Raw genomic sequence first — 13,019 nt, forward strand, 5'->3', positions numbered from 1 at the left:
TGGTAGAGCGTGAATCGGAATCAGGCAAGGCGTGCGCGCATGGTGGTTTCGGCGCTGTCGCACAGGCTGCGGAGAATTTCAGGACTGATCCACTCAGCTCCAAGTGACAGAATCGTTTCACGCACCATGCCGTCGGCTGAAGCGACTCGCATCGGGCGCTCCTTGGCGTATTTGGCGGCAAGACGCTCGATGATGGTGTCTGCCGTGGTGCCAGGGTCGGCGTAAATGATTTGAAGGCCATCTGGTTCGCGCTCCTCGTTGGTGCCCTGTTTGGCACCGTCAAACACGACGACGACCTGCATGCCGCTCATGTCTTGAAGGTTGCGCAGGCGTTTGAGCAGTTCGGTGCGTGCCAGATGGCGGCGGGAGGCGACGCGGTGCTCGCGCAACAGTTCGGGCCAGGCGTGGATGAGGCTGTGGCCGTCGATGAGCAGATAGGTGAGCGGGGCGGGCATGCGGCGCACTGATTCGCCGCTTTCCGAACGCTGTTCAAGCCGGGGTTGCCCGTGCTTTCTCGTATTCTTCGTTGATCAGGCAGAGATCGCCGAGCGCGTCCTTGAGCGGGTCGATCTCCTTCGCGCTGAAGCCGAGATGCAGGTGTCTGCGCCAGCCTTCGGCGAATTCAAACTGGCCAGACAGGCGGCCAACGGCACGGGAGGCCTCGTCCATGCTGATGAGGTAGGAATCCATGCCCTGGCTGACATCGAGCCAGTGCTTCTGGCTTTCGTGGGCGGCAAGCGATTCGCGCTTGGTGGCGTGGACGCTGGTCGTATCGACGTACGCTCCGGCCATGAGTTTCTGGCGCAGCGGATCGCACAAACCGTGCGGCATGGCGTGATAGACAGTCACGTCATGCGAGTAGGACGGCAGATGCGGGTCAGTTTGGAAGTTCGGGATGCAGTGCGCGAAGGCTGCCGTCACGGCGAGACGACTCGCCGCCATGTGATCCTCCATGTAATCGGCAGGCGCATGGGTGAGCACGATGCTGGGATGCGCCATGCGCACAACGGCGGCGACTTGGCGCAGATATTTCACGTCGTAGGTCAGCTCCAGGTCGTCACTGATGGGCGGATAAAACGTGGCGCCGAGGATGCGCGCAGCCTCTTTGCCTTCGTCGAGGCGTTTGCGCACGGTGGTGGGGCCGTCCATCTGCACTGAGCCGCCGTTGCCGGTGCACATGTTCATGTAGTGGATGTCCCAGCCGCGTTCTTTGAGCAGCAGCAGGGTTCCGGCGGCGACGAACTCGATGTCGTCAGGATGGGCGAAGAGGGCGAGTGCGGAAGGCATGAGGGGAATGACGAAATCCGAATGACGAATACCGAATGGCTTGATTACATCGCGAAGATTTTGTCCATGCGCTCGGTGAGCGTCTTGAGGCCGTTCGGATTGATGCCGCCGCGTTGCTCACTGATCGCCCAGCCGGTGTAGCCGACGGCGTCGAGGGCTTTCATGATGGCGGGCCAGTTGTTGTCGCCTTCGGTGAGATCGCAGTCGAAGCCCTTCCACACGCCCTCATCCTTCATCTTCTTGGTGCTGTACTCTTTGACGTGGATGCGGTTGATACGCTTGCCGAGCACTTTGATCCACTGCTCCGGCCAGCCGTAGCGCAGCACGTTGCCGATGTCGAAATGCCAGCCGACGATGGGATCACCAATGGCGTCGAGATAGCTCACAGCTTCGAGCGGGCTGAGGATGAAGTTGTTCCACACGTTCTCGATGGAAATCTTGACGCCTAGTTCTTTCGCCAGCGGCACGGCCTTCTTCAGTTCTGTGATGGAACGCTCCCAGGCGAGGTCATACGGCACCTCTTCATTGCAGACGCCGGGAACGACGAGGATCGAATCCGTGCCGTAAGCCTTCGCATCGCGCAGGGTTTGCAGCACTCCTTGCAGGCCTTCTTCACGGATCTTTTCGTCGTTGTGCGTGAGCGTCTGCTTCCAATGCGTGTGGCAGCACACGCTGGCGGCTTGAAGTCCCGACTTGCCCAAAGCATCGAGCACTTCCTGCTGATTCATGCCTCCAGCGGGTTCCACACCTTCATAGCCAGCGGTTTTGGCGGCGGTGTATTTCTCAATCAGCGTGCCTTTGATGCCCAGCGTGCCGCCCATGATGGCCTTGCGCAGCTTGCGGGCGGGTTTGGCGGCTTCTTGCGCGGACACAGTGCCCGTGGCGGCAAGAAGGGCGGTGCTGGAGAGGGATTGGAGGAATTGGCGGCGTGAGGACATGGTGTGGATACGGAGAATCGTGCCGTGAGTTTCACGGTAGATGAGAAGAGCTGGTCAAGTGACCGTCAAGAGGTCAAGAACGGTTCAGCCGTTCCTGGCGAGCAATGCCTTCGCGGCTTTCTCAATCTTTGGCAGCAGGCTGGCCGGAAGTTCGGTGAGCAGTGGCAGCACCGGACCGGTCTGAGCAACACCGGCGAGTTCGACGGCGTGATGCAGCACGAGGATCGGGCTGTGGGCATTGCGCAGGTCTTCGAGGGCCACGAATTCCTCGCGGATGGCCTCGGCGGTGACCCAGTCTTTTTTCAGAATGGCTTTCAGCAAGGCGGTGGAGCGCGAGGGGGCAACGCACACGCAACCCGCGGTGAAACCGGTGACGCCGAAATCGCGCAGATGAATGATGGAAGGCTGCTCACCGATGCCGCTGACAATGAGTTTGGTATCCACCAGCTTTATAAGCTTTTTGAGATATGCATCCTTGCTCGGATCTTCCTCCACGATGGCATATTTGATCCAGGAGATGAGGCCGTCATTGACGAGCTCGGCGGCGAGTTCGGGAGTGATGTAGGCGCCGTCCTTGATGTAGAGCACGGCCTTGACGCCGGACTTCTCCACGAAGTGGCGGATGGCTGTGGCGACACCAGCAGGCTTTGATGGGAAAAGCGTCGGCAGCAGCATCGCGGTGGGGAAGGCGAACTCGCTGAGGATTTTGGCCTGATCCATCGCGGTGCCATACATTGGCCCGACGGAGGGCACGATCCACATGTCCTCGGGAGAGATGTCCACGAGCATCTTCAGCAGCGAGTGGTATTCGCTGACGGCGATGTTGTAGAGATTGGCATTGCCTCCGTAAAGCAGCGTGCGGATGCCGCCTTTGTACATGTGCTTGATGAGGCGGCTGTTCTGTGATTTTGCCAGGGACAGATCCTTGTTCCGGCACAGCGGCGGCACGGCGATGACGGAGGACTGGAGGTCTTCAAAAGTGACGGGGGTGGTCTTCATGATCGGTCAAAGGAGCGCAGAGTGTGCCTGCTGCAAAGGAAAACAGCCTTTGTTTCGGGAGGTGGTTCAGAGGCTCTCGATGTAGCTGATCAGATCGGCCATGTCCTCGACATTCATGCCCGTTTCCAGTCCCTCGGGCATCAGGCTTTGCCCGATGGAGGTGCTGCCTTTGATTTCGGCGCGTTGCAGCGTCTTTTCGATGCCGCCCATCATCTTGAGCGTCATGCTGGAGGCTGTGTCATTCGTGATGATGCCTGCCAGCGTTTGACCGTCCTTGGTGTTCACCGTGTAGGCGATGAACTGCGACGCGACCTCCTTGTGCGGCTCCAAAATCGCCGTCAGCAGCGCCTCGCGGCCCTTCGTCTTCACCGTAATCAAATCTGGCCCCACCGCCAGTCCGAGTGTGCCTGCCTTATGGCACGCCACACAACGCGTCATGTATTGAACCTGTCCCTTTTGCGCGTCGCCCTTGGCCGCGATGGTCGGCTTGAACTTCGCGGTCACTTCCTCGCGAGAAGGTGGAATGACGGCTTTGAGCGCTGCTTTCGCCAGTGTGGCGATTTTCGTGTCTTTGTGCTTCACCAACGACTGCACCTGAGAGGCCGAAAGATCCGCTGCCGCAATCGCCCCCGACTGCACCGCCTCCAACAGCGCCACCGTGCGGTCATCGCGCCCGACGAGCGCGGTCAGTGCTGATTCCTTGGCCTTCGCGTCAAAACCTGCCCAGCTTGTGATTATAGCCGTCGTCACTTCTGCCGATGCCTTCTGCGCCAAGATTTTTACCGCCGCCGCCTGCACAGTCTCCGGCTGTCCTTTGACGAGGCACTGAGTCAAAGCATCAGTCGCTTCCTTGGACGACGAGAGGCCGAGCAACTCGATGGCCTCCAGCCGTGCTGATTCTTTCGCCTTCGCGTCCGCAGTCGTCTCAGACGCTTTGGCAAGGATGGCAGCCAGCCTGCCTTCTGTATCTGCCTTCTCAATCGTTGTTCCTGCACGGCGCAATCCTGTGCCAAGAGCCTGCACCCAGTTCGCTTTGGGATGGTCACCGGCCACGGCATGGATCAGAGCCGTATGCACTTGTGGGTTCTTTTCCGAGCCTGCCACGATCAAAATCAGGGATTCGACAAAGCCCGCATCGAGCTTGCCCAGATCGCTGCTCAGCAGGTTGAACACGCTGGCGTTCGCATTGCTCAGCACGGCGGCGCTGATCCACTTGTCGCCCGATCCAGCACTGGCGAGTTTGGCCATCCACGCATCATTCGAATCGGTTTTCAGAGTCGAAGCAGCCATCGCTGACTGGAATCGGACACGGGCGGATGAATCTCCGATCAAGATCCCCAGCGCTGCCACCCATTCCGGTGAGGCTTCGCCATTGGCCAGCTTGGCGATGTGGTGGATGGCACGCTCACGCACTTGTGCGTCCTGATCTTTGGCTGCCGTGATCACGACCTCTGGTTTCAAAGCACTCAATCCGTCCAGCGTTCCCATGGCGTGCAGTTTTGCCAAGGCGTTGTCTCCCGCGACCACCTTTTCCAACATCGGCACGGCGGCTTTGTCCTGACGCTCGAAAAGCAAACGCTGCGCGGTGTCGCGATGCCAGCCGTTGGGGTGGCTGAGGAGTTTCACGAGTTCTTCCGTGCTCGCTTTGGCGATATTGCCCCTTCGCTCTTCGCCCTTGGCTCTTTGCCATCCTTCCGGCACGATGCGGTAAATCCTGCCCCGATCATTGCCGTTATTCAGGTCGATGTGCTTCTTGATCTCGTCCGGGATGCTCCAGGGATGCTCAATCACTTCGCGATACATGTCGCAAATGTGCAGGCAGCCGTCGGGGGCGTTGGCGAAGTTCACCACGCGCACCCATGTGTCCTTGGAGGCGGCGAATTCGAAGCCGTGCTCGTCGGCGGGGCGTTCACCGATCAGACTGATGCCGTCCGCGCTCGGTTTGATGATCTTGCGATGCACGAGCTGGCCGCCAGCGTCGCCGCTAAAGCTGTTGTTCACGAACTCGGGGCCGTAGGCGTCTCCGCGATAGATCGTGGTGCCTGTCGCGCCGGTGAAATAGCCGCTCACGCGTCCACCGCCTTCCACCGCACCCTTCACCACACCGGCGATGCGCCAGCGCGTGCGGATGATGCGCCAGGGCTCATCCGGACTGATGCGGAAGACCTCCGCCGCGCCGCCATCGACGGCGATGCTCTCCTTCGCACGCGGCATCTGGTAGTAGGGATTGCGGTTCGCGTATTGGTCGTCGTAAACCCAGTATTGGAGGTGGTCGGAGTTCGAGCAGCCGAACTTGCGACCGTAGTTGTCAAAGCTCATGCCGTATTGAGCGCCGCCGCCTTCGAGGCCGAACTCATGCGTGAGCGGATTGAACCAGAAGTCCTTCCCGCCGAGTTCGATGCCTTTCAAATCCGGCCGCTTCAGGCAGGTGATCACGCCACGATTGCCACCACCGGCGAGGATGTGGATGCGATTGTCCTGCCCCCACATGAAGCTGTTCATCAGACCCTGCACATTGAGCATTTTCAAGCCGGTGCCGAAGCCGGTGAAGACTTTCTCCCGCTTCTCCGCCTTGCCATCGCCGTCCTTGTCCTCAAAACGCCAGATGTCCGGTGTCGCGCCGACATACAAGCCGCCATTGGCCCAGACCAGGCCCGTGGGCCACGGCATGTCATCGGCAAAGATCTGGCTCGTCTCGTAGTAGCCATCGCCGTCCTTGTCTTGGAGCATGGAAATCCGGCCCATGTGCGGCGTCACCTCGCGCATCTCGCTGTAGTCATGCATCTCGCACACAAACATGCGCCCGTGCTCGTCGAAGCAGATCGCGATGGGGTCACGCACCTGCGGCTCATGCGCGGCAAGTTGCAGCTTGAAGCCTTTCTTCACCTGCCAGGTCGAGATCGCGTCCTTCGGCTCCACGGCGGGATAGCGGGGAAGATCCTTCGCTGCATCCACCGTCACGGCGTTTTTCGTCTCGCCATAGGCCTTGGCGTAGGTGGTCTTTGTCTTGATGCCATCGGCTTGCGCAAAAAGGGCAGAACCAAGGGCGAAAGACAGCGAGAAAAGACCGAGAACGAGGTGTTTCATGGCTGAATCATACGGAATTCAGGTTCCGCTTGAACAGCCGAATGTTTCCCATCGTGGTATTCTTGTGACGGTGGGCCGTCCAAGGTCACAGCACCGTCTCGTTCACCACCTCGTTGCGTTCGTTGAGCAGCAGGCGCTTGGGGATGATCGGGTTCTCGCTCTCGCCCCAGGCCATGATGGTGACGCGGTGGCCGGTATTGATGAGATGTGCGGCGGCACCGTTGATGACGATCTGCCCGGAGCCACGCGGGCCGGGGATGACGTAGGTTTCGAGACGCGCGCCGTTGGTGATCGAGGTCACCAGCACTTTTTCGCCGTCCCACAGGTCGGCTTTTTCCATGAGATCAGTCGGAATCGTGATGCTGCCTTCGTAGTTGATGTTGGCATCGGTGACGGCGGCGCGGTGGAGCTTGGATTTGAGGAGCGTTCGGAGCACGTGTCAGAGTGCGCCGCTCATGCAGAGGGTCAAGTGGCGGGATTGCTGGATGAATGGATTGATGGAGTGGTGGATTGGTGAATGATGTGGCAATGAGATACCGCGATCAACGCCGCTCCGAATCCCCGCCCACCAGGCAGCACTTCACCCCACGCAAGAGCATGGGGCAGAACTTCCTCCAGGACGAGGAAGTGGCCCGCTGGATCGCCGATCAGGTGCAACCGGATGGCGCGGATTTCGTCGTGGAGATCGGCCCCGGCATGGGGGCATTGACCAAACATCTCGTCGGCAGGCCAAAGCATCTCGTGCTCATTGAAAAGGACTCTCAGCTCGCACCGGAGCTGCACGGCCAGTTCGAGGGGCGCAGCGATGTCGAAGTGATCCACAACGACGCCACACGCATCAACCTGCGTTCGTGGTTCAAGCACGGTCCGCTGCGCATCGTGGGCAATCTGCCGTATTCGGTCGGCAGCGAGATCTTGAAGCACTGGCTCACGCCGCCGTCACCGGTTGGTTGCGCGGTCTTCATGCTGCAAAAGGAAGTGTGTGACCGTCTCGCCGCCACCTGTGAGGACGATGCCTATGGGGCGCTCAGCTTGTTGGTGCAGAAGGACTGGAACGTCGAACTGCTGCGCATCGTGCCGCCGGAGGTGTTTGTGCCGAAGCCGAGGGTCGATTCCGCCGTCATCCGCCTCACGCCGCGTGATCCGGCCACGCTGCCGGTGTTTGATCATGTGCTGTTCGACCGCCTGGTGCGCATGGGCTTCTCCCAGCGGCGCAAGCAATTGAAAAATCTGCTTCCCGAGGCTCCGGGCGGCTGGGAGGCGCTGATTGAATCGCTCAACGCCTCGCCCACCGTGCGCGCGGAGGCGTTGTCGCTCACGCAATGGATTCACATCGCCCGCTGGTATGAGCAACGGCATGAAGCCGACGCCGGGCAGAAGGCCAGCGAGATGTTCGATGTGGTCAACGAGCGCAACGAAGTCACCGGACAGCTCACGCGTGGCGAGGTGCATGCTCGCAAACTGCTGCATCGAGCCGTTCACATCTTCGTCATCAACAAACGCGGGCATCTCTACCTCCAGCAGCGTTCGCATCTCAAGGATGTGTCGCCGTTGAAGTGGGACAGCAGCGCTGCCGGCCATCTCGATGCCGGGGAAAGCTACGCCAGTGCGGCTGTGCGAGAACTGGGCGAGGAAATCGGCATCCACGTCGATGCCACCGAAGTCGCCGCCACGATTCCAGCCGGGGATAACACGGATCATGAATTCGTCGAACTGCATCTGGCGAGACACGACGGCCCCATTCGCTGCCTGCCCGAGGAAATCGCCACCGGCGACTGGTTCAAGCCCGAGGACATCACCGCCTGGGTCGAAGCGAGGCCGCAAGATTTCGCCAAGGGCTTTGTGACCTGCTGGAAGGCCTGGCTGCGAAAGTAGCACGGGCTTTCTAGCCCGTGATGTATGTGCCGGACTGGAAAGTCCGGCCTACGTTGTGTCACCGCAGCGTGCGCGGAATGAAAACCGCCTGCATGCCTGCGGCCTTGGCTGCTTCGAGACCGCTGTTTCCATCCTCAAGCACGAGGCATTCACGCGGCGCGATGCCCATGCGCTCCGCAGCCAGCAGGAACATGTCCGGCGCAGGTTTGCCTTGCTTCACCAGTTTCGGCGTGATGATGGTCTCAAAGAGGTGAATCAGTCCCGTGGCTTCCAAGCAGCCGCGCACGGTCGGTTCCTCGCTGCCGGAGGCTACCGCCATCGGAAAACGGCCATGCAGTGAATTCGCAAACTCCGCCACGGGCCGCACCGTCCGCACCTCTGGGATGCGTTCGCGGAAGATTTCCATCTTCAGTTCATCCACGCTAACGGGGTCGATGTTTGTGCCATGCTTGGCGTTCAGGATCTTCACCACATCCTGCTCCTTGATGCCCGCATGCGCGTAAAACACCTCCTCGGTAAACTCAAACGGCGCGTCATGCCGCTTCAGCGCCTCCACCCACGCGATGTAGTGCAGGGGCATCGAATCGACGAGCGTGCCATCGCAGTCGAAGATGTAGGCTTGGAAGGGGTAATCGGGGATTTGGAGGGGCATGAAGGAATCGTTGACGTGTTAGTTGGAAGCCCGGTTCACCGCACTGAGCACGGCTTTGATGGACGCGAGTTCGATGTTGGTATCGACACCTGCACCCCAAACCGTTTTGCCAGCACCAGTTTTGATCTGGATGAAGGCGAGGGCGGCGGCTTCGGTGCCGCTGCTGAGGCTTTGCTCGCGGTAGGTGGTGACTTCGAACTTGGGTGCTCCCGCGTCTTTGATGAGCGCATCCGCGAAGGCGGCGATGGGGCCATTGCCAGTGCCGGTGATTCCGATTTCCTTGCCATTCTTGACCAGACTGCAGCGGCAGGTGAACACGCCATCGACGCCGTCAGCGTGGAAGTGGTGCAGGGCGAAGGGGGTCTCGCGCTGGATGTATTCTTTCCAGAACATGTCCTTCAACTCGGCGCCGCTGACCTCACGGCCGAGTTTATCGACGATGTCGTTGGCGATGGGGCCGAACTCGCGCTGCATGTCCTTCGGCAGCTCGATGCCGAATTCGCTTTCGAGAAGATACGCGACGCCGCCTTTGCCGCTCTGGGAGTTCACACGGATGACCTCGCGGTATTCGCGGCCAATGTCGTTCGGGTCGATGGTGAGGTAAGGCACGTCCCAGATGGAGTTGTGCTGCTCATAACCGGCGAGGCCCTTCTTGATGGCGTCCTGATGACTGCCGCTGAAGGCGGTGAAGACGAGTTCGCCCGCATAGGGCTGGCGCGGCGGCACGGTCATGCCGGTGGTGCGCTCATACATGCGGATGAGGCTGCTCATGTCGCTGAAGTCCAGTTCAGGCGCGATGCCGTGCATGTACAGGTTCATGGCGACCTGCACGATGTCGAGATTGCCGGTGCGCTCGCCATTGCCAAAGAGCGTGCCTTCCACGCGGTCGGCTCCGGCCAGCAAGCCCAACTCCGTGGCGGCGGTGCCGGTGCCGCGGTCATTGTGCGTGTGCAGGCTCACGATGAGGCTGTCGCGGTTTTTAATGTTCGTGCAGATCCACTCGATCTGGTCGGCATAGACGTTCGGCATGCAGACCTCGACGGTGTCGGGCAAGTTGAGGATCATCTTGTGCTGCGGCGTGGGCTGCCACACGTCCATGACGGCCTCGCTGATTTCCTTGGCGAACTCGACCTCGGTGGCGCTGAAGCTCTCCGGTGAGTATTGCAGCGTGACCTGCGTGCCTCCGGCGGTGAGGCGGTGCAGGCGGTCCTTGATCATCTGCGCGCCTTTGACGGCCACGGCGATGATCTCCTCCTTCGACTTGCCGAACACATACTTCCGCTGCGCTGGCGAAGTGGAGTTGTACATGTGGATGACGACCTTTTTGGCTCCGATGAGTGACTCGACGGTTTTTTCGATCAAATCCTCACGCGCCTGGACCAGACACTGGATCGTCACGTCATCGGGGATGCGTTTTTCCTCGATAAGGCGGCGGTTGAAGGCGAACTCGGTGTTTGAGGCGGAGGGAAAGCCGACTTCGATCTCCTTGAAGCCGCATTTCACCAGCGCGTCGAACATGTCGAGCTTCTGGGAGACATTCATCGGCACGGCGAGAGCCTGGTTGCCATCGCGCAGATCGACGCTGCACCAGATGGGAGCCTTGGAGAGGGTTTGGGACGGCCAGCGGCGGTTCGGCAAGGAGACAGGATCGAAGCGCTGGTATTTGATGGACGGATTTTTTAACATGAGAAAATGAAGGTAACTAAGATGGGAAGGACCGAAAAGGTGCCTGAATGAAAAAGCTGCCGTGTCGTGACGGCAAGGATGGCATGACGAGGGAACGCGGGCCGCCTACCCTTGCGTAAGTCGCAGGGAGAGGAGAGGCAGAGCCGTGGCGGTGGTGGTCATGGACGGGCGGAAGAAAGCAGAGAAGATCAAGAGGTCAAGGCTGCGCCGTCAAGAGGTCAAGAAGGTGAGAGGATCACCTCTTGACCACTCCTTGACCTTTGACCACTCCTTGACCACTTGCTCCATGACCCGATTCCGCCCCTGCATAGACCTCCACGATGGCCGCGTGAAGCAAATCGTGGGCTCGTCGCTGCGGGATGATGGGGCGGGCTTGAAGACGAATTTTGTGAGTGATCGTGACGCGGCTTGGTATGCGGAGCTGTACAAGCGTGATGGATTGACCGGCGGGCACGTCATTCTGCTCGGCAAAGGCAACGAGGAGGCCGCGAAGTCGGCTGCGGCGGCTTTTCCGGGCGGTTTGCAGATCGGTGGGGGCATCCGGCCATGCAACGCGGCGGAGTATCTCGATGCCGGGGCCAGTCATGTGATCGTGACGAGCTATCTCTTTGAAACGGATGGCACGTTCAGCGAAATGAGGCTCGAAAAAATGGTCGAGGCTGCTGGACGTGAGAAATTGGTGATCGACCTGAGTTGCAAAGCCACGGCCAAGGGCTGGACGGTGGCGATGAACCGTTGGCAGACGCTGACAACGCTGGATGTGACGCCGGCGTCGCTGAAATGGCTCGCCGGGCACTGCGCGGAGTTTTTGATCCATGCGGTGGATGTCGAGGGCAAGTGCGAGGGTATTGATGAGGCGCTGGTGAGCTTCCTCGGCGAGCATTCGCCGATTCCAATGACCTACGCGGGCGGGATTCGCCATCTCGATGACTTGAAGCGTATCGACGAACTGAGCCATGGCCGCGTGGACGGCACGGTGGGCAGTGCGTTGGACTTGTTTGGCGGCACGGGAGCCAAATACGACGAATTGGTGGTCTGGAACGGCCGTACTGCCTGAATCATGAAAATCATCCGCTACTCCGACTCTCAGGGAAACATCGCGCACGCCGCGCAACAGGCCGATGGCACGGCGCTCGTCATTGAGGGTGACATCTTTGGTGATCATCGCGTGACGGATCGAAAAGCGGAGGTGGCGAAGCTGCTCGCGCCCATCCAGCCTTTCGCGATCGTGTGCATCGGGTTGAACTACAAATTTCACGCGGAGGAGACGAAGGCGGCGATTCCGCAGCATCCGGTGGTGTTCATGAAGCTGCCGAATGTGGTGCAGCATCCCGGCGAGCCGATCCTGCTGCCGACGCATCTGAAAAGCGACCGAGTGGACTATGAATGCGAGCTGGCGGTCGTGATTGGCAAGACGGCGAAGAATGTGAGTCGTGCGGACGCTTTGAAGCATGTGCTCGGCTACACCTGCGCGAATGACGTGAGCGCCCGCGACTGGCAGAAGCAGGGCGGCGGCGGCCAGTGGTGCAGGGGGAAGACCTTTGACACCTTTTGCCCGCTCGGGCCGGTGCTGGTGACAGCGGATGAGATTCCGAACCCAAACAGCCTCGCGATCAAAACCGTGCTGAATGGCGAGACGATGCAGGACTGGAACACAAACGACATGATCTTCGATGTGCCGACGCTGATCGAGTTTCTCAGCGGCAGCACCACGCTGATGCCAGGCACCGTGATCCTCACTGGCACGCCGCATGGTGTGGGCATGGCCCGCACACCGCCGGTGTTCATGAAGGATGGCGATGTGGTGAGCGTGGAGATCGAAAAGATCGGCACGCTGACGAATCCGGTGTGCAACGAGGCGTGAAGGTCAGTCTTGCTCCTTCTCCAGCTCGGCAATCAGACGCTCGTAGCGTCGCTGGGGGCAGCATTCTGCTAGCAAGGCGCGGAGGGCAGCTTTGCGGCGGACGAAGTGGAAGGCGATGATGTCGCAGACGGTTTCTGTTTCGTCCATTTCCTCCAAGGACTGACGCAGCAACTGCATGTTCTCGCAACTGTCGTCGGTGGGATAGGGTAACAGGGCTAGCGCCTTTGATTTCAAGGTCCGCAGTGTCTCCAATGGAGCCGTTTTCGTGAGGATCGACTCCACGCGGGCGATGCGGAACGGCAGCATCTGATCCCAGCCGGTGATGCGCACACGGGTGACGCCGTAGAGCATGACCTGCGAGGTGCCGTCGGCATTTTTAACCGAAGCGCGGATGAGTCCGGCCGTGGTCACCGGCTGCACATCGTCCGCGCCACAGGGAGCGCCGATGCAGAACATGCGATCGGTGTGCAGCGCATGATCGAGCATGCGGCGGTAGCGTTCCTCGAAGATGAACAGCGGCAGATGGCAGCCGGGAAACAAATAGCAGCCGTCGAGCACGATCATGGGCAGCGTGCGCGGCAGCACGAATTGTCTGGCTGAAAATGTCTTCGAGGAAATGTCCATGAATCGG

The 13,019-nt window shown here is 60.0% G+C and carries 12 protein-coding genes; 3 read left to right on the plus strand and 9 right to left on the minus strand.

What is annotated here, in order from left to right; genetic code table 11:
* Nucleotides 1-20 precede the first annotated feature (20 nt).
* The 6 genes from U1A53_RS24700 to panD all read right to left on the minus strand — a co-directional run bounded on the left by U1A53_RS24700 (nucleotide 21) and on the right by panD (nucleotide 6,747).
* A complete protein-coding gene (locus U1A53_RS24700; protein WP_322284556.1) occupies nucleotides 21-455 on the minus strand; it encodes an NYN domain-containing protein in 435 nt (144 codons plus the stop codon).
* A gap of 34 nt (nucleotides 456-489) precedes the next feature.
* Nucleotides 490-1,287: a PIG-L family deacetylase gene (locus U1A53_RS24705; protein ID WP_322284557.1), complete on the minus strand. Its 798-nt coding sequence runs from the start codon at nucleotides 1,285-1,287 to the stop codon at nucleotides 490-492.
* Between the two features lie 44 nt (nucleotides 1,288-1,331).
* On the minus strand, nucleotides 1,332-2,225 hold the full coding sequence (locus U1A53_RS24710) for a sugar phosphate isomerase/epimerase family protein (RefSeq protein ID WP_322284558.1): 894 nt from the start codon (nucleotides 2,223-2,225) through the stop codon (nucleotides 1,332-1,334).
* An 84-nt stretch (nucleotides 2,226-2,309) separates the two neighbouring features.
* Entirely contained in the window at nucleotides 2,310-3,224 is a 915-nt protein-coding gene (locus U1A53_RS24715; RefSeq protein ID WP_322284559.1) for a dihydrodipicolinate synthase family protein, read from the minus strand.
* 66 nt (nucleotides 3,225-3,290) lie between these two features.
* Complete coding sequence (locus U1A53_RS24720; protein WP_322284560.1) at nucleotides 3,291-6,311, minus strand: PVC-type heme-binding CxxCH protein; 3,021 nt, start codon at nucleotides 6,309-6,311, stop codon at nucleotides 3,291-3,293.
* An 85-nt stretch (nucleotides 6,312-6,396) separates the two neighbouring features.
* Nucleotides 6,397-6,747 carry an aspartate 1-decarboxylase gene (panD, locus tag U1A53_RS24725; protein ID WP_322284561.1) on the minus strand — a complete coding sequence of 117 codons (351 nt, stop codon included), beginning with the start codon at nucleotides 6,745-6,747 and terminating at the stop codon, nucleotides 6,397-6,399.
* A gap of 92 nt (nucleotides 6,748-6,839) precedes the next feature.
* Here panD and rsmA point away from each other — a divergent pair, with 92 nt between their 5' ends.
* Complete coding sequence (rsmA, locus tag U1A53_RS24730) at nucleotides 6,840-8,186, plus strand: 16S rRNA (adenine(1518)-N(6)/adenine(1519)-N(6))-dimethyltransferase RsmA (protein ID WP_322284562.1); 1,347 nt, start codon at nucleotides 6,840-6,842, stop codon at nucleotides 8,184-8,186.
* Nucleotides 8,187-8,244: 58 nt separating this feature from the next.
* Here the strand turns inward: rsmA and U1A53_RS24735 are convergent, their stop codons facing one another.
* Nucleotides 8,245-8,838: an HAD family phosphatase gene (locus tag U1A53_RS24735; RefSeq protein WP_322284563.1), complete on the minus strand. Its 594-nt coding sequence runs from the start codon at nucleotides 8,836-8,838 to the stop codon at nucleotides 8,245-8,247.
* Between the two features lie 18 nt (nucleotides 8,839-8,856).
* Entirely contained in the window at nucleotides 8,857-10,524 is a 1,668-nt protein-coding gene (gene leuA / locus U1A53_RS24740) for a 2-isopropylmalate synthase (RefSeq protein ID WP_322284564.1), read from the minus strand.
* A 286-nt stretch (nucleotides 10,525-10,810) separates the two neighbouring features.
* Between leuA and hisA the strand changes: the two genes are divergently transcribed.
* A complete protein-coding gene (gene hisA / locus U1A53_RS24745) occupies nucleotides 10,811-11,581 on the plus strand; it encodes a phosphoribosylformimino-5-aminoimidazole carboxamide ribotide isomerase (protein ID WP_322284565.1) in 771 nt (256 codons plus the stop codon).
* A 3-nt stretch (nucleotides 11,582-11,584) separates the two neighbouring features.
* Nucleotides 11,585-12,388, plus strand: coding sequence for a fumarylacetoacetate hydrolase family protein (locus U1A53_RS24750; RefSeq protein WP_322284566.1), 804 nt, complete (start codon nucleotides 11,585-11,587; stop codon nucleotides 12,386-12,388).
* A 3-nt stretch (nucleotides 12,389-12,391) separates the two neighbouring features.
* Here the strand turns inward: U1A53_RS24750 and U1A53_RS24755 are convergent, their stop codons facing one another.
* Complete coding sequence (locus U1A53_RS24755) at nucleotides 12,392-13,012, minus strand: LON peptidase substrate-binding domain-containing protein (protein WP_322284567.1); 621 nt, start codon at nucleotides 13,010-13,012, stop codon at nucleotides 12,392-12,394.
* Between the last annotated feature and the right edge of the window lie 7 nt (nucleotides 13,013-13,019).

The organism is Prosthecobacter sp. (genome assembly GCF_034366625.1).
GTDB lineage: Bacteria > Verrucomicrobiota > Verrucomicrobiia > Verrucomicrobiales > Verrucomicrobiaceae > Prosthecobacter.